Consider the following 23,496-nt stretch of genomic DNA (forward strand, 5'->3'; position numbering starts at 1 on the left):
TCCCCCCCACCGTATGCTTTTTCAATACTCTCCCTAATGTATTTTTCAACGTTTAAGATCCTTTTTGTCTAAGTGTTCAGTGAAGAGACATGCTACAACTAACAATATTTCTACAATCTCGATTTAAAAGTATGAGGATTATTTATTGGTATTGAAGAAGATAATATTGATAAGTGTATGAGTGGAATAACAACGGAATTACGATAGAAAAGCGCAAGATGATGATCCAGCGCTTTTTCGATATTATTTAATTACGTTCAACACTATACTCTTTTGAATGAATTTCTAAATTCAACTTATTTGAATAAACTTTATTCAAAATAAGAAATACGATGCCCCCTCCAATTGGAATCGTGTAGGCTGGAATATGATTTAATAATAGACCTGATAATACCAGTGCTATCGGCTGCATCATTTTACCTATACTTAATCCAATACTAAGCACTCTACCCCTATATTCATCTGGAATCTCTTTTTGCATAAAATAAATTAAAGGGATATCGATTAATGCTATCGTTAGCCCTACAAAGAACATAATAGCGCAATACATAGTAACAAATACAATATTATTTACTTCAATACTTTTGAATAAAACAGGGATACCTGAAACTATCATAAAAATCGCCAACATAAAACTTATTTTTTTCAATAGATAGGAATAAGAAAAACGATCAGTTATCTTTTTTACTAATATTGCACCCACTATCATACCTATTGGAAAAGTCCCTTGAATGATACCAAATTGTTTAGAACTCAGATTGAGAACTGTATTAATAATGTATGGTAATGGAACAGTTACAGCAAAACCTAAGAAAAAATTAAGGGAAATTAATATATTAAACGTATTCTTTAAGCTTTTCCTCTCAATTAAGTAAGAGTATCCCTCTTTTATATCTTTAATAAAATTAATTTCTCCCATAGAACATTCCTCGTTTATGTTTTGCTCGAACAATTTAAAGTTAATAAATAATATGGATATACCCGAAAGAATAAATGAAATACCGTTTATAATGATAAATGTTTTAATATCAAAGACTGCAAAAACAATCCCCCCTAGCATAGGGCCTAGTATTAAAGATACAGAATCGATAATTTTACTTATAGAATTAATACTCATAAGCCTCTCTTTAGAGACGATATTTGGTTTTGCAGCTTCTAATCCTATTCCAAAAAAGGTTGTAAACACTGTCATAAGAAAGATTGTAGTATAAATGATGAATAAGTTTAATCCATAATAGCTGCTTAATATATAAACAGCTATTAATAAGCATCCACTTAGTAGATCCATACAAACGACGAGTTTCTTTTTATCAACTTTATCAGCAATTACACCCGCAAATGGATTCATAACAATCATTGGAATCGTTCCTAATATGAGCGTAATTGCGAAATTTAACGCAGATCCAGTTATGTGTAAAACATATAATCCTAGTGCGAAACTATACATAGAGCTACCGAATATTGATACTGTTTTTGCAATTGAGTATAAACAAATATTTCTTAGTTCTTGGTTTCTTTTTTTATTTTCTATATGTAATCGTAAACTTCCCATCACTTTTCCCCCTGCCTAACTTTGTATTACGTACATTGTAAGTTCTTGGGTCAACCCAATAGCAATATGTACTATTTGAAAAGTATTAAGGGAAAATAAATAAAAGATGGGGTTAACCCCATCTTTTTCCGAAAAATGAATATGTATAAATTTCTTCTCCTTGAACAAAGAAATCCTCGTACTTTCCTCCTCGTTTCAAATAATTTGAAGTGCTTTCATCGATGGATTGAAAGTGTAGATTTTGGATTTCTTTCGTTACTTTTGAAAGTGTAAAATTTTCTCGAAAGTTATTTGTAATTTGGATATTTGAGCTGAAATTTTTAAATAAAATAAATAAACTTACTAAATAACAATCCGTTTTAAAAAGTGGATTTAGTTCGTGAAGTAAAAAATCCTCATGCTCAAAACTATAATTGGTCGTACCAGAATGATCAATTACAATATCAACAGACCGATTCTGAATAGGGATATTTAAAAAATCAGCACAGATAAAGAGAATGTTTCTTTTCGGATTTTTTCTCGCTAATACATCTTTTAAAAATAAAAGTTTATTTAAATCTCGATCCACTGCAATGTATAGGCAATCTTCGGGTAGTTCTTCATAAATGTTTCTCAAAAAGAACCCAAGTCCCGATCCTATATCCAGTATTAATTTATTATTTAAATTTAAATGTATTAGTTTCTTTTTCGCCCATTGTCCTTCTCTATGCATATTTTCCAAATACGCATTATCAGTTTCATGAATATAATCCGAAATAGTATCTTCAAGTGACGTTTGCTCATTTGCTTTAAATGATTTACCCGCAGTTATAATTCCTGAAGTAATAATATATTCTTCACCACAATTACAAATTAGCTTCCCCTCAGTAATTTGATTGTTAGTAATAATTCCATCTTGAAGAATTAGTTTTTTGCTACAATTAGAACATGTAAGTAAATGAAGTACGCTTAAATCTATCCCAATAATTGAATTTGAAGTTTCATTTGTTAATAATAAATCTTGTAACACTTCCTTTAATTTATCCCGCCTCTTCCCCAAAAGCTCTATTTCCTGTTCTATCTTGTCATATTTCAATTTAAATAAAGATTGGTAAAAAGTATCATTTTCGTAATTCATAGATTTCGCTAAATTTTTATAAAAAAATAGTTCTTTAATTTCATTCAAGCTAAAACCTAGCTCTTTGTAATGTAATATAAGCTCTAAATCTGTTTGACAATACTCGTCAAAAAAATTGTGACCGCCCTTTTTTTCAGGAATAATGAGGCCGAGATCCATATAATGTCTAATTGTATCAATACTTATGTTATTTACTTCTCCAAACTTTCCAATTTTCATAACATCCCTACCATTTGCATATATTTTTATATAGATTTCTATTTTTATCTTTAAAAATCCTTTTATCTCTCTATACAACAGAATTTAAGGTATGTATAGGATATTTCAATGCCACATATTTTGTAAGTGTATAATACATGTAAACGGATATCATCACCTCTCCTTTATTTAACCAGTGGAGCAGGACTACTATTCTGATGACACTTTTATTTCTATTTCTGTATGTGATGAATTACACCAACTTGCTCGAGAAAGTTAAAGATTCTCATTTCCAAATACCTTACGAAGTTATTGCTAAAAATGTTGGTTTTGTAGAACGAATCGGTAGAAACTAAGCAGAAGATTTAATTGATTTATATGTTTGGGTGAGTTAAAAAATTGCTAACACCTCTTTCAAATGCATGGAATATACAGGGATTTATAACTTAATATAGAACATAAACAGGAGAAGTTCATCTTGTAAATAACGGGCCATACTTATGGAATTAGAATCAAATGTTAAAGTAATTGTTTTATTAGAAAAGTTAATTGGCACTGGTAACAACAGTAAGGGGTGGATTAGAAAATGAAAATTGCAATAGTCTGTTTTGATAACTTTACTGATATAGATGTTTTTCTACCATGGGATTTATTAAATCGTGTACGTTTAGTTGGCGGTATTTCTGATTGGAACGTTCAACTATTAGGAACGGGAAAAACTCATATATCCATGTCTGGCTTACGTATTCCCATGACAGGAAGCATATCTGATATTCCGTCTGCTGACGCTGTAATATTTGCAAGTGGTAAGGGTGTACAAAATTTATATAAAAATCAAGAGTATCTTAATAGCATTCATGTAGATCCTCAAAGACAATTAATAGGATCTATGTGTTCTGGTTCATTACTACTAGGAGCTAAAAAATTACTAACAGGTAAGAAAGCCACTACATATCCGTCCGTAGTAGAACAGCTTAAAGAATTTGATGTAGACGTTATTGAACAAAGTTTCGTAAACGAAGGAAATATCTCGACTGCTGCAGGCTGTTTTGCTGCTCAAGATCTCTCAGCCTGGATTATAAGAACCCTAATCAATGAAGAAATGGTCGATACTGTTCTAGAAACTGTTCAGCCAGTAGGCAAAGGTTTATATTTTTAATTTCAAATCAAGTTGAGAGATTGGTTGCTCCTCAAAACGATAAAATGAGCCTTTTTGCTTGATGGCGACATAATATCCCTCCATTTTCAATTTAATTTAATAAAAAACCCGCGAATCATTCACGGGTTTTTTATTAATAACTAATTGCTATTGTACCTTCACCTGCATGTACTGCAAATGAAATTGGTAATGGGTATAATTTGAAATCCATTTCAGGGAATGCTTGTCTAATATCTGAAATCCATTCTTCAGCTCCATCTTTATCGTTAGCATGGAACATATGAAGTACTTTTGGTAATTCTTTTTCGAGTTCATTTTTAATGTATTCTCGACATTTTTGGATTTTGCGAACTTTCTTTTCAAGTAAAAGCTCTCCACCTTTTACTTCTAATATTAAGTTGACACTTAATAAACTTCCAAGTAAAAATTGAACTCCCTTTACACGTCCACTTGCGTAAAGGCCTTTTAAACTTTTCGGGAATACGTGGAAAGGTCTTCTTTTTTCATCTACTAATGTTTTGTGTATATCTTGTAACGTCATACCATCATTGTATAACGATTTCGCTTTTCTAATTAGTTCATCCATTGGATAACTTGTTGTTTCACTATCCAATACCGTTAATGGGAAACCTGCCATGTCTGCAGCTAACTTCATGTTTTGATAAGTTCCACTTACTTTTCCGCTAATAGCAACTGCAAATCCCTCTTCATATTCTTCTTTGCATTTCGAAAATAACTCTACCATTTCCCCTATGTTAGGTTGTGATGTAGTGACAGTTTTACCTTCGTTTAACGCATTATAGACGCGCTCACGCACACCATCTTCACAATCTTTGTACGACACACCATCAATAATAACTTCAATTGGGATAACAAAGTTATCTCCTTCTGTTGTAAAACTCGCAGTTGTACTATCAGTAATCCAAGCAACACGCTTCATGTTGTTCCTCCCTTAATTCAATTCCTCTTTTCTGACTTTTCTATATATTTATGTTACGAAAAGAGAATATCCCTGTAATAGTAACAGGACTTTATTGTTTTGGCTATAGTAGATGGATATTAAATGTGAATATTTTTTGTCATTTTCACGAAAAAAAGAAGAAAACCGAAGTATTTGCCCGATTTTCTTCTTTTTATACATTATTTAAAGGTTTCATTATCTAAAATTACAACATAATCATTCGTCAATCGGCCAGCTTCCTTCGTATAACTAACAAGTCTTTGTACGTTATCACAGCAAAGTTTCGCTCCCCATACGAGTAACGGTACGCCGATGAAGTCGATGTGAAATCTTCTAGAAAACAGACCACCGAAAGTCATTGGTAAAGGTACTGTTGGTGATGTATTAGAAAAAATAATCTTTTCATGACTTTGATAATGTTTTTGCAAAATCTCTCCTAAATGTTTCATCGCAGGTACAACGACTTTTGATGCGCCACATCCAATTGTATAAACCGGATTACCATTTTCATCTATTCCATGAAAAATGATTTTGCCCATATCTTCTGTTTTTAATTTATTAAAGTAATCTACATTCAAAATTTCTTTTTTCGTTAACTTACGATCAGTTGGTAATTTATTTAAATGATAAGCTGCAGCGAGTGAAGTTGAATGTGTTCCACCAAAATCTGTATAAATGAATATCATATTATCATCCCTTGTTGTAAAAGTTCAATGTTATTTAGTATTACCGTTCACAGCATTGATAAACAAAGGATGAATGTATTTACAATTTTTTTGTTAATTCATTATATATTTTTCAATTATACTATCGTCTATTTATTACGGTACATAATGTAATAGTCGTAAGCATTATTAATAAAAATAAACAGACGTACTTTTGACTCGTACATCTGTTAGCATCTTTATTCAAAACAAACATATCTATTAACCCGTATGAACTGTCAATTATCAATAGATTCTACACCTTTAGAATGAGTCTTATTTAATACTTGAATATTAAATTTACTAGCTAGCATTAAAGTGATTTTATAAATAAAATATCCTACAATAGAACCTATAACGTTAAAAATCACATCATCAATATCAGTAATACGTCCCCATCCACTAAATAAAGACTCTGTTAGTTGTAATAACTCAATACTAATTGATATAGCTAAACCTAATAAAATAGTGTTTTTAATTTTTTTGAATTTATCCCATATAATTGGTGCTAAAAATCCTAAAGGCATTAATAATAAAATATTTCCACCTACATTTCTTACGATGAGGCCAATCATAAATAGAACATCACCATCATAAGCAATTCCTATTTTATCAATATCTTTAATAATTGAAACAAAGGGGATACTATTGATTGAAAGTCTTATATGCCCAAAACTAGTTGGAAAACCGATTGGAATAGGGAATAAAGTTATTGCAACAACCATACCAATATATATTACGAATAGAAAACTAATTAGTTCTTTCCACCAATTCACACCTTTTTTACTTTTCATTCTAATAAAAATACTTCGTACAATCAAATAACAGATAACTCCTATTATGATAAACACACTACCATTGATCATATACAAACTGTTAACACATCCTATCATAGTAATATTTTATAAATATGCATATATAAATATAATGTTCTTAAATTCACTTGTATAGAATTATATTTCATTCTAGAAAACATTTATTTATAAAATAAATGTTTTCTAGTTAAAATACTTTTCAAAACAAAAACAATCGTGAACTCGTTTAAATTGTTTTCTTATCTCTTCTTTATTTTCACCTGTATAATGAGCAAATGTTTGAACTGGATATAACTGATCAACGTTACTTTTCATTACACCTTTTATCTCGTCTGTATGATCGGAATATACATGTAAATATGAATCTACGTTTACAAATCCGTTCTTTTCATACCATTCGTGAACCCATAGATTGTCCCTAGTCCACGCTTCCAATCGATTTAGGTTAAGTTCTTTCGCTAACTTTTCTGCCGCATTTAATAGTTGATTAGCAATCTTCATTCTACGAAAATCCGGATGAACTGCAATATGCCAAATCATGCCGCCAAGACCAGTTCCTCTTGAACAAACTGCACGTTCTTCTAATTCATATTCGATATCTATTAAACCCACAATTTGATTTTCATATACTGCTACTAATTCAATAGCAGGATTTTCATATTTTTCTTTCGCTCTAAATACATTATCGTAATATGCTGTATCTAAAAAAGACAACACACGACAACGTACCCAACCAGCTTCATCCTCTTTTCTATACGCTCTAATTTCTATATCCATATAATTAAAAAGCTCCTTCTATTTCTGTCATTAATTTTTCGGGTCCTGCTCCTTTATTTGATGGAATAACTAATGTAATTCCTACACCTGGATATACGGCTGAGCGAAAACTGACTCCTGGATCATATCCCATTACATGATATTTGAATATCTTGTTTTCTCTTGTTTCAATCCATATTCCATAGCCGTAAGACTGATTTTTATTTACTTGAATGTGCGGAGTTAAAAGTATGTTTGTATATTCTCGGCTTATGATTTCATAGTTAAATAACGCTTCCCAGAATTTCAGCATGTCTGGCGCAGTAATAAAAGCACCACCATCAGAACCACCTTTTATTGGTATAGAGTAGGCGTTTGTTCTCCAATTTTGGTTAATTTCGTCTTTTATATATCCTAGAGCTGTGTGTCTTGGTAATCTATCTAAAGAAAAATAGCCAGAATCATTCATACCAATTGGATTGAATATGTTTTTTTCTATATACTCCGTAAATTTAAGTCCTGTCTGTTCTTCGATTATTAATCCAAGTATGATAAAACCTGCATTGTTGTAATGAAACTTACTTCCAGGTGCAAACATCATATTTCTGTTTTGGAATAATGGTAAGAAGTCTTTTAAATTTTTTAATAGATACATAGGAGTTTCTTTCCAAAGATCCTCAAAGTTATCCATAATACTTTCATCAAAATAATCCGGAATACCCGAACTATGCGTCAAAAGATGATGTATTGTAATATCTTCATTAAAGTTTGGAAAGTTTATACGTAAACACTCTTTTAACTTTGTTTGAAGAGTAATTACACCTTTTTCAACAAGTTGACAGATACCGATAGCAGTGAATATTTTACAACCGGAGGCAATTCCGAACCTTGTTTGTAGCGTATTATTTATACATTCATTGCGATTTGCGTAACCAAATGCCTCTTCATAGACTAAGCCTTTTTCTTCTTTTACTAAAATTACCCCAGAGAAATCTATATACTGATGCATTTCTTTTACAATGCTGTCTATTTGATCTTTTGTTTTCATTACAAAAACCACCCTCGTTTATCAATATTGTTCACCTTTCTTATATTTCCATATATAGGAGGGTAAACCCTCCTATTGAATACCGTAAATCAAAACCAAGATTACTATTTTGAATTGATTGACTCAGAGGAATGCACTTTAGACTGTGATGGCAATAAAATAAACACACATAATATGATAGTTATAAGCAGCATTACCAGTGAGCCTAAAATAACCACAAGTTGTATAGAAATAAATTGAGTTGCGACTCCGAACAAAATCGTAATTAAAATGGTGATGCCCGCAATCACAAGCCCATATATAGTCCCAATCCGTCCCATCATATGGACAGGTATATTATTTTGATAAAAGGTATAAAATCCTGTATTTGCATACGCCATAGAGAAAGATAAAATAAAGAATCCGATAGCAGCTATTAAAAATTCATTTGAAAAAGCATAAATTAAATAACCGATTGCTATGAATAATGATCCTATTCTAATTAAAAATGAAGGCGCTATTTTTTTGGATAAAATTGTATTTGTTATAGCTCCTAAAATAAACCCGGCTCCAGCGATACTAACTAAAAAGCCATATTCACTATCTGTTAACAATAAAACTTTTTTCGCAAATGACAATTCAAGTGAATCAGTTGCGGCAACTAAAACCATCATCCCTTGAAATAAGAAATACACAAAAACGATATATAAAGATTTTTTACTGAAATTTAAAACGATGTTCCAATCTTTTTTTAGTACAGCTAAAGATAACTTATCATTTGACGTAGTAATATCGGATTTTTTATCAAGATTAGGTAACAGCAATGTAATTACTCCTGATAAGAGAAATGCTATAGCATTTATATATATAGCAAACTCCGGTGTACTTGCTATTAACAATACTCCCGCTATCGCTGGACCAATTAAAGATGCACCAGATCCTATTAAACTACGTAATGAGTTGAAACGTTGTCTTTGCTCTACTGGAACTAATTTCGTCATATATGTCATAGCAGTAGGCTCATAAATCGCATTTGCCATACTAATAAAGAATACGAATACATAAACAACCCAAAGTAATGGAAGTAACGGTAAAATAGCGATAAATACCGCACGATATATATCGAGGTGAATCATTAACTTCCGTTTATTTAAACGATCAATCATACTTCCTGACCAAGCGTTTGTAAATAAAGCGGCTAATGGTTTAATTACATATAAAGTAGCAACAGCTAAGGCTGATCCCCCCATATTATAGACAAGTACATTTAGTGCTATTAAGTAAATCCATGCCCCTAAATTCGCAATACCAACTCCAGACAGTAGTAAAAATGGATATTTCCAATCTTTAAGTAAGTTTTTCATTTTAGGCCCCCCGCTTTCCAAATTGTTGTGAAACAATAAAAAAATCCCACCCCCAAGACTTTTAGTCTTAGGGACGAGATTTATCATCGCGGTGCCACCCTAGTTTGTTAATATGTCGCCATATTAACCTTATCAGGTACTGCATTCTAATTCATGCTTATACCATAGCTCTATAACGGGAGCTCCCGTCACACTATCCCCTAATAAAAGGTTCCGATGTGCTGCTCAGAGGCTTGGTTCAATAAAGAATTTTTACTCCTTTTCAGCTAAATGGAGCTCTCTGTGAAAAATTCATTTTATTTACTCTTCTCTTCACTGCATTTGATTTTCCCCATATTATCACAAGTTTATTTAACTGTAAATATAAAATAATCAGATATTTACCGACATGTCACTGGTGATTATCTTATTTATTATTTTTTTAAAAAATTACGGTGCGTGAAATTACTTAAATCTATAAAAAAAGAGCCTATTGTATATAGACCCTTCACTTTGTCCGAATTAGTTTGTATTCGCCTCTGCTAACGGTTGTAACGGTGGTTCTAACTCTATTTCTAATGCATCGCCTTCTTGTATATCTTGTCCCTTTTCAATGCTCTGACTCGTTACATAGCCCGTACCTGTAGTTTTTAAATCTAATTTTAATAATTTAGAGAAATACATAACATCACGCATTGACCAACCTTGTAAATTTGGCATTATTGCGTTCTTCCCTAATAAAAATATACGATCCCCTTCACTCATTACTTCCCCAGATTGCGGATATTGTTTTATTATTTTTCCTTCGCCTAAAATTATCGGTTGAAGCTTCTCTTTTTTCACACTATTCTCTACTGTATCCATTGATTGATTGACATAGTTTTGTACTTTTAATTGGGATCGTTTCGTTGCATCTGCCATTTGTTTTTCTGTATATGGTTTCACCTTTAAATATTCAAGGCTATTTTTCACAACTGGTTTAAATATTTCAGCAAGCGGCTGAGCTCCATACTCGTCTCCCTTTAACTTTGGCTGTTTAATAGCTAAGTATACAATTAACTCTGGGTCATCAATCGGAGCCATACCTAAAAATGAAAAAATATAATTTTCTTTCCCTTCCATATATCGTCCATTTTCAGGATTCGGAATTTGCGCTGTTCCGGTCTTACCTCCTATTGGATAACCATCCACTTTATACATTGTACCAGTACCTTTTGATGACGTAATAACACGCTCCATTAAATTCCTTACCCCGTTCGCTGTCTCTTTTTTTATCGGATTCCCAATTTCTTTCGGTTGATTTTCCATAATAACTTGTTTGTTTGTCGGATTTACAACTTTGTCAACGATATATGGTTGCATCATTTTTCCGTCATTTGCTATAGCAGTAGCTGCTTGGATTAATTGAATGGGAGTTACTGTAGAACCTTGTCCGAAAGAAGTTGTGACTTGTTGAATTTGTGTATTTAATAATAATGTATTTTTACTTTCGCCAGGTAAATCTATTCCGGTTTTTTGGTTGAATCCAAATTTATTCATATATTGCTTAAATTTATCCGGTTTCAATAACTGATCTTCTAAAATAGAAAAAGCTACGTTGGATGATCTTTCAAACCCTTCATCAAATGTAATAGATCCCCATCCAAATCCACCGTTATGATCTTTTATATCAGATGAACCAACTGAATATTTTCCAGATTGGAAATATTCCTTCCCGTTATATACACCTTCATTAATTGCTGCAGCTAACGTAAATACTTTCATCGTTGAACCTGGTTCATATGCATTGGCAATTGGATCATTTAAAAAGTATTCAATATCCCCTTTATTAGGGTTAAAACTAGGTTTACTAGACATAGCTAACACTTTCCCCGTCTTTGAATCCGCTATGATACCTAATAACATAGAAGGATCATAGTGATCTTGTGCCTTATTCATCGCTTCTTCTAAAAAACTATTAATTTGTTTATCAAGCGTAAGGTACACGTTATTTCCATTTTTAGCGGGTTCTATTTTTCCTATATCATTTGTAAGGGGGATGCCTTTTCGTGCTCCCACATATTCTATTTTCCCATTTGTCGAGCGCAAATATTTATCCAGACTCTTTTCAAGTCCGAATTTCCCTTCTGTATTTCCTTTATCGTCAGGTCTAGCAAAACCAAGAATATAAGATGCAAAATCTTCATTTGGATACACTCTTGCTTTCTCTGGCATAAAAGAAACACCCGGAATTTTCATTTTCCTGATTTGTTCTTTCAATTCTCTAGATAAATTCCGACCAACTTTTCCGATTTCAACTTGCGTACGTCCATCATGAAAATTTTTTAATACGTCCTCTTTATCAATTTCAAGCGCATCAGCTAATTGCCTTGCGGTTTCATCTTTATTTTTCACTTTATTTGTTCCTTTTAAATTCACAACAACACGGTAAGTTGTGGAATCTTGGACTAATACTTTTCCAGCTTGATCATATATTGTGCCACGATTTGCTTCCAAAACACCCTTTTTATTATGTTGTTCAGTTGCAAGGTCCTTTACATCTACATTATGGACGACCCCTACTGCTTGAATATAGAAAAAACGCAAAAGCATAATAAGAAACAAAACAATAAAAGCAACCATAAAATACCGCGCGCCTTTATTCGTTTGAAGTTTATGCATATTTCGCTCCTTTCTTTTTAATTGATACATGCAAAGATGCGCTTTAAAATATGTAATTTTTACTTTCAATACTATATGTTTCGAAGTTTTCGTATGAATTCCTTTAAAACAATGTGAAACTAGTTATAGTTATTGTCACTTTATTTAAATACTTAAAATACAGTACGTGAAATTCAAGAATATTCATTCTATTATTTTTTCTGCATAACACTCAAATTGTTATTGCAAGTAATCTATTCACTTGTATACAACAAAAAATCCTCCTCTGAATTTCCAAAGGGGGATTTTTTCCTAAGCTATAAAAGAAGGCTAGTTATGAAATTTAAGCTACATGGTTATATTTCTCTAAAAAACGAATTCGTTTCGCTACGAATGCATACATTTTGAAAACAAGTTTTGCTATTGGTTCAAATATACGTTTTTTCTGCAATAATAAACAGCTTGTTAAAATCGTTATTACAGCCGCACCCATTACATCTAAAGGGAAATGAACACCTACATACAAACGTGATATACAAACTAATACTGCCCACAAAAGTGCAATATATCTTAACTTTTCTCCTCTAAGAATAAACATGAATGCAATCGATAATACAAGTACAGAATGATCACTAACAAAGGATGAGTTTTCTGCATGGGGTACTAATTGATTCACATCATATGATACAAAAGGACGTGGATGATAGTATACTAAATGAATAAAAACATTTACTAGCAATACAATTATTACTGAAAGTGTCGTATACAACACTGTATATTGTTTTCTTATCGCATTCTCTTTCTCTCCGTTATGAAACCATAAGATAAGCATGAATAGAATAGCCACATATGCAGCACTATTTGTAATAGCAATCATTACCTTATCTAAGAGTACAGATGTACCTGCTAAATTGTTTATCCATTGAAATACTGTGTAATTCACATTACTCTCTCCTTACAATTTCTTGTTTTACTTGAAATTAAGATACAAGTTTACTTGATTTACACAGTATACAACATTTACACACATTTAGATTTTCACTTTATTCATGTTACTATTTTTCATTTGACAATTATGTAACTATTTACATGCATTAAAAATATATATGATGGAAAAACCTTTAAAATCATATAATCCACTAACTAAAAGTGTATATATTACATAACATATACATATAAAAACATAGGTTATTAAATCATATTTTTATTCCATACGTAGAGCGATATTACCGAACTGTTCTCCCTGCTCCATACGGCTCAACGCTTGAATTGCTTCTTCCAACGAATAAACTTTATCTATAATTGGTTTAATCTTATATTTCTCTATAAACCTAATCATTTCATTAAATTCCTCACGGCTACCCATAGATGTTCCCATAATATCAATTTGGTTATAAAATAACGCTCTTAAAGGCAATTCTATTTTATCTCCTGAACTTGCACCAAAATTAACAATTCTCCCATTTGGGTTTAATACATCAAAGTATTTTATGAATGTTGCTGGACCTATACTATCAATTATTAAATCTACTTTTCCTCCGCATAAACTCTCTTCCCAATTTCCAGAACTATTAAAAGAAAAGTCTGCGCCATATGTTTCGGCAAACTTTCTTTTGTTTTCTACCCTTGACGTAACATTTACTTTTGCGCCAATTGCTTTTGCAAATAACATGGCAAATGTCGCTACACCGCCGCCTATCCCCGGAATTAAAACATGTTCTCCACACTTCAATCTACCCTTTGTAAAAAGCGCTCTATATGCAGTCAGTGCCGATAAAGCCAAAACGCCAGACTCTTCCCAAGTAAGATATGACGGTTTTCCCACTACATTTTCAGCGGGCACTATTACATATTCAGCAAACGTTCCATCTTTTGGTCCCCCTAACACCTCTGGTAACTCTGGTACTTCGGCAATATTCTCCCATCCAATACTAGGATTAATAATAACCTCGGCTTGTAATAAATCAGCTGAAACACCTTCTCCTATTTCTGTAACAATACCTGCACCATCTGACCCTATTACTAACGGCAGCTCCATTTCTTTTCTATTGTTTATAATAAATAAATCCCTATGATTTAATCCTGCAGCTTTTAATTTTACTTTTACTTCACCGGCATTAGGATTTGTTTCAGATGAAAATTTATATTCTAATCCTTTTATACCTTTTTTATATTGATGTACAATAGCTTTCATTGTTTAATTCCCCCTTAATATTTTCAATGTACTAGAAATATCGAAATAAATAAAATAATCTGCCTCCAATAATTAGAAATAATGTATATCGTTATAACAAAAGAAAAAAACCTCCCTATAAATAAAACAGGAAGAGTTTTTAAAATTTTTTAGATAAGAATCTATAATTTTAATTTTTTTGAGTTTTGGCCAATTCTAAAATCCTTTGAATAAATGGTGCCTTTTCCTTTGTATATGAAACACGATCAAAAGGATATGTAGTTGCAAGTTTCTCTTTTAATTCTCTATATTCTTTACGTGCCCATTCATGTTTTATTAGAAAGTCTCGAAATAAAAGATTGTTTTTCCATTCGTCACTATTATAAATATAAACATGCAAATGATGGGTACCAGCTCTCCATTTTCCCTTTCTAAAAAAACGTCGATTAGGTGTTTCTTTTGGAACATACTCATATCCAATCTTTAATAAATCTTCAATCCACTTTTCAGTAATTTGTAAATCCGTTACGCCAATCATCATATCAATTAGAGGTTTCGCTCCTAATCCTTGTACAGATGTGCTCCCTATGTGTTCAATAGCAATACATTCTCCTCCAAATAATGAAATAAATTTCTCTTTTTCTATTACATACTCTTCATACCAATCTTTTTGATATGGTTTAATAACAATTTGTTGTTCCATATTGTTCACCCTCTTATAAGTGTTTATTATTATATTTATAAAATTTCATGTGATTAACATAGGATTTTTACAAAATATGTCGAATACTGAAATATATAACTTAATTATAATAAATGTGAGGTATATTATGAAAGATATTCCAGTTGAAATTCAATTAAATCAAGTAACATTCCAATTAAAAGAACATCATAATTTTGATTGGCTTATGAAATTAGGAACCGTATTTGCGGTTTTTGACCAGCAAGATTCAGGAAATCTATCTTTTGGTGTAGAAAAAGATGGTCATAAGAAATTTATTAAATATGCAGGGGCACATACAATTGCATATAATGGAAAGACCAGCGATGCAATTGATAGATTAAAAAATTCAGTTTCCTTATATGAAGAATTAAAGCATGAGTCACTTATACAATTAATTGAACATTTTCCCGTTCAATCTGGATATGTCTTAATTTTTGATTGGTTTGATGGCGAATGTCTTCATTCACATTGGAGTTTCCCACCTCCTGAGAAATATAAAAATCCAAACTCTCCTTATTATAAATATAAGCATTTATCTGTTTTGGAGCGAATTCAATCCTTAAATTCTATGTTTTCTTTCCATACATATGTCGAAAAGGAAAACTATGTAGCAATAGATTTTTATGACGGTAGTATTTTATATAATTTCCATACAAATGAGACGAAGATTTGTGATATTGATTTATATTCTAAAAAACCATACGTGAATAAAATGGGAAGATTATGGGGTTCCTCGCGTTTTATGTCTCCTGAAGAATTTGAGCTAAACGCTATGATTGATGCAAGAACAAATGTATTTAATATGGGGGCGATGGCTTTCGAAATTTTAGGAGGTGGAAAAGATCGTTCCTTTACAAAATGGGAAGCAAGTAGGGATTTATATGAAATAGCGTATTGTGCTGTAAATGAAAGCCGAGCTGAACGATATGAATCAGTTAAAGTATTTTATGAAGAGTGGATAAACGTGGCAAATGCTGAAAAGATATAACCCATATTATTAAAAACATAAAGTTTCTACTATAATCATGTATAATACATATAAAATGGAAATTCAAAATAACGAGGAAAATATTATGAACTTTGTTTATATTAATCAAAACGTATTAAATAATCTTCTTTACATTTTAAGTAGCATATTTATTTTTTATTTTATATATGATAGCGGACGCTATTTAAAGAAATATAAAAAACTACTTATTATACTTTGTACGAGTATCCCTCTTATTTTATGTATGCGCTATCCTATTTATATGGATGAAAATTGTATTCATGATTTAAGACAAATACCAGTTATAATAGGTACGCTTTATGGTGGCTTCCCTGTAGGTATCATATTGTTTGCTATTTTATTAATTACAAGATTTTCATTTTATGGATTTAGTATGTTAACAATACTAGTTTATGGCACAATGTTTATCGTTACAGCATTCGCATCCGTAAAATTTAATAAGTATAATAGAAAAATTAAAGTAGCTTATGGAATGTTTTTAACATTTTTTCTAGCAATATTCACAACTGTAATTGTATTAACTTTATCAGATTTTGAAGTGAATAATTTGTACATTATTTATTTCATAATATTACCAACCATTTTGATGTTGTTTGTCATTTATTTTAATGAAGTTTTAAAAGATGCAGTATGTATGCGATCGAAGATGATTAAAATGGAAAAAATGGAGATTGTTAGCCAACTTGCTGCTAGTATATCGCACGAAGTAAGAAATCCCTTAACTGTCGTAAAAGGATTTACTCAACTTTTAAAAACACCTAATTTAACTCCAGAATCAAGAGACGAGTATATTGAACATATACTTGAAGAGTTACATCGTGCACAAGGAATTATTGATGATTATTTAACGTTTGCCAAACCTGCTTCAGAAAAATCAGATCATATTTCAGTAGAACAAGAGTTAACTCGAGTTATTAATATGATCTTACCTTTATGTAATATGAATACAATACATATTACGAAAGATTTCTCTAGGGCATCAATTGTTGGTAATAAACAGCACTTTCAACAATGTTTTTTAAACCTAATAAAAAATAGTATTGAAGCAATGCCTAATGGTGGTACTTTACATATCTCCTCATCTATTAGTAATAATAAAGTTATAATACGAATTGAGGATAGCGGAATTGGTATGTCACAAGAGCAAATAAATCGATTTGGCGAACCCTATTTTAGCACAAAAACAAAAGGTACAGGATTAGGTACAATGGTTGCTGTTAAGATTATTGAAACGATGCAAGGTAGTTTAAAAATCCGAAGCGTTATTAATAAAGGTACAACTTTGACAATTACATTGCCGAAATGTAATATGAACTCATCTGAAAACAAATAAAAAAGGAGCATAATTGCTCCTTTTTTATTTGTTTCGATACATAAGTATCTTCTATGTTTTTTAAGTTTACATTTGTGGAAACTAATTAGAAATTAGTACCCTCCGCCCCAGCAGCTGCATCCAACGATAATTAATAAAATAAATAACACAACTAATAACGCGAAACCTCCACCAAAACCACAAGAACCACCGTAACTCATATTTTCTCCTCCTTTTGGTTTGAAAACTAATAGGTAGTTGATCATTTTAACTGGTTCGTATTATACATTATGTAAATATCCCTTTTTTGAGCATGTCCACATAAAAATAAGTAAAAGCACTCATTTGAGAGTGCTTTAAAATGGATACCAAAAGTTTTGAAATACATGTAACTTTAAATACACTGCAACAATTAAAATAAAAACACCTACAAATAAAGCAATGAAATCCCCGCTTTTCGCTTTATTTGTATAAAACCAAGTTCGTGTATTCTTCTTTCCAAATCCTCTTAAATCCATTGCATTTGAAACTGTATCGATTCTATCTAGTGAATGAATAATTAAAGGCCAGAAAATTAAGACACGGTTTTTTATACGAATCCATAAACTTGCTTCTCCTTTTTCAAAAGCTACTCCTCTCGCCTCTTGCGCATGTTTAATAACTTTATATTCGGACTGAATATCAGGTATATAACGTAATGCAATATTTATTGCATATGTAATCTTATAATGAATTCGAAATTTACTTAAGCTACTCACAAATTTGCTTGGATCAGTCGTATATATAAAAATAAGTGTAAATGGTAATAACGTAAAATATTTTAATGAAAGTGTAGCTGCATAAAATAATGTTTCATATGTAATTGTTGCATATCCGATATGTAAAAACGAAGTATATGATTCGGTTAATTCAGATCCATGAGTTGGTGTAATAAATAAAATCATGACAGAATTTAATAAACTAAATGTAAATATAACAGTAAAAACAAGGCAAATTTTACGAAATGGGATTTTAGCAATAAGTAGTCCGATACATCCAATCATAAATACAAATAACAATATACGAAAATCAAAAAACAAAAAAGTAAGTGTCATACAAAAAATAAATAACAACAATTTCACTGCTTCATCCATGCGATGAAAATATGTACTATACATCTTCCTCCCTCCTAATATCCTCAAAATAATGTTCCATAAACCTTTCAGGATATGAAATCTCACTAAATTTAACTAGTTTCAATAAAGAACTTTCTCTTAGGTTCGCCCTTTGTAACGTTTCTGTATCCCCTAATACAACGGACGCGGAATTATTCGCAATAATTTCCCCTTCATCTAGAACAATCGCTCTGTCTGCATATTCTAAAGCGAGATTCATATCATGTGTGATAAAAATAAAAGATATTCCCTGTACAGCTAGTTTTCTAATAAACGACATAAACTGTTTATAATGATAATAATCTTGTCCCGCTGTCGGTTCATCTAATATGATAAGTTTCGGATTTGCTATTAGTACAGATGCAATCGTTACTCTCTTCTTTTGTCCATAACTTAATGCCTGAATTGGCCAATTTCGAAATGGATACAAACCACAAAGTTTTAATGTTTCTTCCGCTCTAAGCTTAATTTCTTCCTTTGAAAACTTTTTTAATTTTAATGAAAATGAAACCTCTTCTATAACAGTAGGTTGTGTAATCATATGATTTGGATTTTGCATCACATAACATATAACCTCACCACGTTTACGAATAGACCAAGAATTGATATTTACTTCATCAAATACAATCCTATCATTTTTTGTTTTGTTTATGCCTATAAGACTATGAGCTAATGTTGATTTACCGGCTCCATTATGGCCCAAAAGTGCTACAATTTCACCTTCATATATGGAGAAATTTACATTGTCCAATACTTTTTGTTTATTAGGATAGGAGAATGACAAATTCTCTACTTTCAATAATTCTTTTTTTGTAGGAGTACCTTTAAAAGAAACTTGCTTCTCCATCCACTCATTTATTACGCTACGAACACTTTCCCTTTGAAGATTTTCAAGTGGGTAGTATATTACGTCATTATTATCATCAAACTGCAATTTCTTTAATACTTCTACGTACATAGGCTCTCTTAAGCCGATAGATGGTAATATATTTGACGCTAAAATCTCTTCTGGTGTCCCTATCGCAACAATTTCCCCTTCATTCATTAAAATGATTTTATCTAAATCCAGGTTTAACATTTCTTCTATTCGATGTTCAATAATTACAGTTGTTTTATTATATTGTTTATGTATGCCTTTAATAAGTTCTATCGTATGTAAACTACTTGCTGAATCTAAATTTGCTAACGGTTCATCGAACAATAATATATCAGCATTTGTTGTTAACAAACCTGCTAAAGAAACAGTTTGTTTTTGCCCTCCTGATAATTCATGTGGACTTTGTTTATGAAAAGCATGCATCTTTACCTTTTTTAATGAGTCCGAAACAATCTTTTTCATATCATCTTGATTTACACATTCATTTTCTAAATAAAAAGCTACGTCCTCTTCTACTGTAAGACCAATAAATTGAGCATCTTGATCTTGCAAAATTGTTCCTACCTGTTTACTCAGTTCAAAAACACTCTCTTTCCTCGGGTCTTTTCCGGCAATTAAAATATTACCAGTACTAATCCCTTCATAAGAAAAGGGGATTAGCCCATTTATACAATGAGCTAACGTTGACTTCCCTGAACCACTTCGTCCAGCAATTAGTACTTTTTCTCCAGGGTATATATGAAATGTAATGTCTTTTACAGTAGGCTGCGCAGCATGTTCATATTGAAAGCTGAATTGTTCAAAAGAAATGATTGGTTGCATGTTAACATCCCTACTTTTCAATTTTTAAATGTGTATGTTTCTTATTAGATTTAGCTAGACCTATTGTAATTGGCAATCCAAGAACTAGAAATACAATAACATCAGCAATTGTTGCTCCTAATACTTGTATAACAATTTTGTCAAATGGTTCTCCCATCACAATAACATCGAATGCCCCAGCAAATATAATAGCAATGACAATACCAATTAACCCAGTAATGGCTAAATAAGAAATATCCCGCTTATTATACATACCGTTTTTCACACTAAAGCTAACTCTTTTTTGAATGAGTCCCATTGCAAAGCCGATAATGCCTGAACTAATAACCCAACCCCACCAAATACCCCATCCAGCGATTGTATCTGTTACGGTATGACCAATAAGTCCTATTAAAAGTCCTGCCACTGGACCAAATAACGCTCCAAAAACGGTTAAAATAGCTAATGCAGGTTTAATAAATGTATTGGGTGCAATAGAAAATCCCCAAAGTCCTAATATCCCGTATAATGCCGCTCCAATTCCGATTGCTACTACTAACTTTGTTGATAATTTGTTCATTACAATTCCCCTCCCGTATTAGTCAACTTTTATTACTCTATATTTATTTTGAAAATGAATTATGCATCGACACTCCCTTTCTATACAACAAAAAATGACCCCTTACATAAGAGGTCATTTTCTTCACGTTCAAGAATCCTCTTATCTTCCAAAAAACACATCGTGTCCTCTGCGGAATTAGCACCTTCCTATAAATTTATATAGGGGTTGCTGAGGTTTCATAGGGCCGTTCCCTCCACCTCTCTGGATAAGTATTAATTTGTAATTCGTATTATGGCACTAATAAGTATAAATTTCAATACTTTTCTAATTATTTTTATTTTTCATTTAACTGTACATTTAAATCATTGTATTCTTATCGGAATTATGAAATAATGGATTCAAAATAGTAACGGGAGGAATGTACGATGAAAGTAATCGGTTTAATTGGTGGACTAAGTTGGGAATCTACATCGTTATACTATAAACATATTAATACACTTACACTCTCTCAATACGATCAAAATGCGAAGCTTGTTTTATATAGCATGGACTTTGGTGAAGTAACTACTTTATTACAAAATCATCAATACGAAGAAGTGAAAAACGAATTAGTCACAGTTGCAAAAAAGGTTGAAAAATCCGGAGCTGATTGTTTATTAATGTGTTCCAATACGGTCCATTTATTTGCTGAAGAAGTAGAAAATGCAATATCTATTCCACTTCTTCACATTGGTGATGTAAGTGCTAAAGAAATGGTAGAGCAAAATATAAAGCGTATCGGACTATTGGGTACGAAACAAACGATGGAACAAGACTTCTATAAATCACGTCTAGCGAATTATAACATTGAGACAATCATCCCGACTGAAGAGGATAGAAATTTTATTCATCATGTTATTTTAAATGAGTTAAGTAAAGGAATTATTTCAGAAACATCAAAAGAAAAACTTTTACAAATCACAAACTCATTAATTCAAAACGGCGCAGAAGGTATATTGCTAGGCTGCACTGAAATACCATTGCTCATTTCCCAAAACGACCTTACTGTACCTGTTTTTGATACCGCTTTTTTACATGCAAATACTGCTGTGCAGTTTGCAGGATAATAATATAAAAGCATAGAGGATTAACCTTTATGCTTTTATATTGTCTAAACTATTTATTTAAAAGAGATGTAATCACTGCAATTGCTTCTTTTGAACCACCACATTCTAAAAAACTATCATTCAGTTTTCGTATACCTTGCTTATACTTTTTATTTGAAAGAACATCTGTTACCGCTTCTTTTAACGTTTGCACATTAACATTCTCTTTCAATAACCGATGTGCTGCTTCAAGTTCAGTTAATCTTTGCGCTATCATTGGTTGGTCTTTATCATGTGGAATGATGACAAATGGGACATTAAAATAAATAGCATCGTGTACGCTGTTCATGCCGCCATGTGTAATAAAAACATCTGCTTCACTTAATATTTCTGATTGGGGTACGTATGAAGCAATTATAAAATTGTCTGGAGCTTTCTTAATTTTAGAACGATCATTTCTATCACCAATTGCCATTACAACTATTCCATCAAAATCCGAGAAAGTATCAATGCACGTATTAAAGAATGGTTCAAGCTCTTCAAGCAGTGTCCCCATTGAAATATATATAACTTCTTTACCTTTAAGCAATTCAAGTGGAAACTCTACATTTGTTTTACGATTTGAAATACTAGGACCAATAAAAATGTTATTTCTTCCAAATAAATCGCTATTAGGTTGAAAATAGCGACTTGTGTACACAAGAGTAATATCTCCCTTGTTATGCATAAATTGAAGATTATTTTTAGGCGTTACTCCAAATTCATGTTCCATTTGATATAGTAACTGTTCAGAAATTTTATCAGGTTGGAATGGTATTTCTGCATTTGGATGAAAAGGTAATGTTTCCAAAAAATTTTGAGGAATTAAAAATATAGGAGAAGAAACTATGCCTGGAATATGTAAATACTCCTTTACTAACTCTCCAGCGCCAAATATATCATAAATTACGAAATCAAAATGTATGTTTTCACATAATTGTTTCGTAATTTCTAATATATATAAAGAAGTTTGAACATGTACACGAAAGAAAGAATTCAGCCCATCTGGAGTTTCAGAATCAATAGAAATCTCCTTTAATAAATCTGGATGTGTATATACAGTAGCTCCCAAATCTTCAATTCTGCCTTTAAATTGTTCTGTCGTAATATAATGTACGTGATCACCTCGTTCAGTATAGGCTTTGACTAAACTTAATGTAGGATTTACATGTCCCTCTGCTGGAAAATTAACCACTAAAATATTTAGCACTTATCTCTCACTCCTTACATTTCAATACTCTTATTAATCATACTGTAATTATTACCGTCAATCTTCACCTAATAGTCCTAATGTGCTTGCGACTTTAGGTTGATAAATAATTGTTAGTGATTAAATTAAAAAAGGCATCTACATAAGTAGATGCCAAACCGTGATAAGGAGTGTTCTGTGAGGTTAGAATAAGCTTTTCAGCTTGTCCTATGCTATCAATATATGATTTATTTTATAAAATGTGAATAATTGATAGAATGATTTTACCTCTCTATCAC

General features: G+C 31.6%; 21 protein-coding genes, 1 riboswitch and 1 other annotated feature. Of the genes, 4 read left to right on the top strand and 17 right to left on the bottom strand.

Going from position 1 to position 23,496, the window contains the following annotated elements; genetic code table 11:
• Positions 1-247: 247 nt before the first annotated feature.
• Positions 248-1,552 carry an MFS transporter gene (locus JDS82_RS21285; RefSeq protein WP_199713891.1) on the bottom strand — a complete coding sequence of 435 codons (1,305 nt, stop codon included), beginning with the start codon at positions 1,550-1,552 and terminating at the stop codon, positions 248-250.
• A 112-nt stretch (positions 1,553-1,664) separates the two neighbouring features.
• Positions 1,665-2,888, bottom strand: coding sequence for a methyltransferase domain-containing protein (locus JDS82_RS21290; RefSeq protein ID WP_199713892.1), 1,224 nt, complete (start codon positions 2,886-2,888; stop codon positions 1,665-1,667).
• A gap of 565 nt (positions 2,889-3,453) precedes the next feature.
• On the opposite strand from JDS82_RS21290, the gene JDS82_RS21295 reads away from it, so the two are divergent.
• Positions 3,454-4,026, top strand: a complete 573-nt coding sequence (locus JDS82_RS21295; protein WP_000684448.1) for a DJ-1/PfpI family protein — start codon at positions 3,454-3,456, stop codon at positions 4,024-4,026.
• A 133-nt stretch (positions 4,027-4,159) separates the two neighbouring features.
• Here JDS82_RS21295 and JDS82_RS21300 read toward each other — a convergent pair whose 3' ends face one another.
• From JDS82_RS21300 to JDS82_RS21345, 10 genes are all read right to left on the bottom strand, one after another.
• The gene (locus tag JDS82_RS21300) at positions 4,160-4,966 is read right to left on the bottom strand and encodes a DegV family protein (RefSeq protein ID WP_075307184.1); all 807 of its coding nucleotides are present in this window, start codon (positions 4,964-4,966) and stop codon (positions 4,160-4,162) included.
• Between the two features lie 200 nt (positions 4,967-5,166).
• Positions 5,167-5,673 carry a DUF3189 family protein gene (locus JDS82_RS21305; protein WP_048566332.1) on the bottom strand — a complete coding sequence of 169 codons (507 nt, stop codon included), beginning with the start codon at positions 5,671-5,673 and terminating at the stop codon, positions 5,167-5,169.
• A 257-nt stretch (positions 5,674-5,930) separates the two neighbouring features.
• The gene (locus JDS82_RS21310) at positions 5,931-6,563 is read right to left on the bottom strand and encodes a VanZ family protein (RefSeq protein ID WP_199713893.1); all 633 of its coding nucleotides are present in this window, start codon (positions 6,561-6,563) and stop codon (positions 5,931-5,933) included.
• 126 nt (positions 6,564-6,689) lie between these two features.
• Positions 6,690-7,283, bottom strand: a complete 594-nt coding sequence (locus tag JDS82_RS21315) for a GNAT family N-acetyltransferase (protein ID WP_199713894.1) — start codon at positions 7,281-7,283, stop codon at positions 6,690-6,692.
• A gap of 4 nt (positions 7,284-7,287) precedes the next feature.
• The gene (locus JDS82_RS21320; protein ID WP_061671988.1) at positions 7,288-8,310 is read right to left on the bottom strand and encodes a serine hydrolase domain-containing protein; all 1,023 of its coding nucleotides are present in this window, start codon (positions 8,308-8,310) and stop codon (positions 7,288-7,290) included.
• Positions 8,311-8,414: 104 nt separating this feature from the next.
• Positions 8,415-9,653: an MFS transporter gene (locus JDS82_RS21325; protein WP_199713895.1), complete on the bottom strand. Its 1,239-nt coding sequence runs from the start codon at positions 9,651-9,653 to the stop codon at positions 8,415-8,417.
• A 66-nt stretch (positions 9,654-9,719) separates the two neighbouring features.
• Positions 9,720-9,978: a binding site (T-box leader), on the bottom strand.
• Between the two features lie 176 nt (positions 9,979-10,154).
• Complete coding sequence (locus JDS82_RS21330; RefSeq protein ID WP_199713896.1) at positions 10,155-12,293, bottom strand: penicillin-binding protein; 2,139 nt, start codon at positions 12,291-12,293, stop codon at positions 10,155-10,157.
• A gap of 322 nt (positions 12,294-12,615) precedes the next feature.
• Positions 12,616-13,215 (bottom strand): undecaprenyl-diphosphatase, encoded by a 600-nt coding sequence (locus JDS82_RS21335; protein ID WP_075307178.1) that lies wholly within the window; start codon positions 13,213-13,215, stop codon positions 12,616-12,618.
• 261 nt (positions 13,216-13,476) lie between these two features.
• The gene (locus JDS82_RS21340) at positions 13,477-14,466 is read right to left on the bottom strand and encodes a zinc-binding dehydrogenase (RefSeq protein WP_075307177.1); all 990 of its coding nucleotides are present in this window, start codon (positions 14,464-14,466) and stop codon (positions 13,477-13,479) included.
• Between the two features lie 169 nt (positions 14,467-14,635).
• Entirely contained in the window at positions 14,636-15,148 is a 513-nt protein-coding gene (locus tag JDS82_RS21345) for a GrpB family protein (protein ID WP_075307176.1), read from the bottom strand.
• A gap of 127 nt (positions 15,149-15,275) precedes the next feature.
• Here JDS82_RS21345 and JDS82_RS21350 point away from each other — a divergent pair, with 127 nt between their 5' ends.
• Together JDS82_RS21350 and JDS82_RS21355 are read left to right on the top strand one after the other, a co-directional pair.
• Positions 15,276-16,157, top strand: a complete 882-nt coding sequence (locus JDS82_RS21350; protein WP_199713897.1) for a protein kinase — start codon at positions 15,276-15,278, stop codon at positions 16,155-16,157.
• Positions 16,158-16,242: 85 nt separating this feature from the next.
• Positions 16,243-17,511 (top strand): sensor histidine kinase, encoded by a 1,269-nt coding sequence (locus tag JDS82_RS21355; protein WP_199713898.1) that lies wholly within the window; start codon positions 16,243-16,245, stop codon positions 17,509-17,511.
• A 92-nt stretch (positions 17,512-17,603) separates the two neighbouring features.
• Here the strand turns inward: JDS82_RS21355 and JDS82_RS21360 are convergent, their stop codons facing one another.
• The 4 genes from JDS82_RS21360 to JDS82_RS21375 form a co-directional block, all read right to left on the bottom strand.
• Positions 17,604-17,711, bottom strand: coding sequence for a YjcZ family sporulation protein (locus JDS82_RS21360; protein ID WP_000120182.1), 108 nt, complete (start codon positions 17,709-17,711; stop codon positions 17,604-17,606).
• Between the two features lie 135 nt (positions 17,712-17,846).
• Positions 17,847-18,647, bottom strand: a complete 801-nt coding sequence (locus tag JDS82_RS21365; protein ID WP_199713899.1) for an energy-coupling factor transporter transmembrane component T family protein — start codon at positions 18,645-18,647, stop codon at positions 17,847-17,849.
• Entirely contained in the window at positions 18,640-20,343 is a 1,704-nt protein-coding gene (locus JDS82_RS21370; RefSeq protein WP_199713900.1) for an ABC transporter ATP-binding protein, read from the bottom strand. Before JDS82_RS21370 ends, JDS82_RS21365 begins: the two co-directional genes overlap by 8 nt.
• Before the next feature lie 10 nt (positions 20,344-20,353).
• Positions 20,354-20,902: an ECF-type riboflavin transporter substrate-binding protein gene (locus JDS82_RS21375; RefSeq protein ID WP_001038205.1), complete on the bottom strand. Its 549-nt coding sequence runs from the start codon at positions 20,900-20,902 to the stop codon at positions 20,354-20,356.
• Positions 20,903-21,040: 138 nt separating this feature from the next.
• Positions 21,041-21,156: riboswitch (SAM riboswitch) on the bottom strand.
• A 153-nt stretch (positions 21,157-21,309) separates the two neighbouring features.
• On the opposite strand from JDS82_RS21375, the gene JDS82_RS21380 reads away from it, so the two are divergent.
• A complete protein-coding gene (locus tag JDS82_RS21380) occupies positions 21,310-21,990 on the top strand; it encodes an aspartate/glutamate racemase family protein (protein WP_199713901.1) in 681 nt (226 codons plus the stop codon).
• Positions 21,991-22,039: 49 nt separating this feature from the next.
• Here JDS82_RS21380 and JDS82_RS21385 read toward each other — a convergent pair whose 3' ends face one another.
• Complete coding sequence (locus JDS82_RS21385; RefSeq protein ID WP_199713902.1) at positions 22,040-23,218, bottom strand: macrolide family glycosyltransferase; 1,179 nt, start codon at positions 23,216-23,218, stop codon at positions 22,040-22,042.
• Between the last annotated feature and the right edge of the window lie 278 nt (positions 23,219-23,496).

Source organism: Bacillus cereus group sp. N14 (assembly GCF_016483555.1).
GTDB classification, from domain to species: domain Bacteria; phylum Bacillota; class Bacilli; order Bacillales; family Bacillaceae_G; genus Bacillus_A; species Bacillus_A wiedmannii.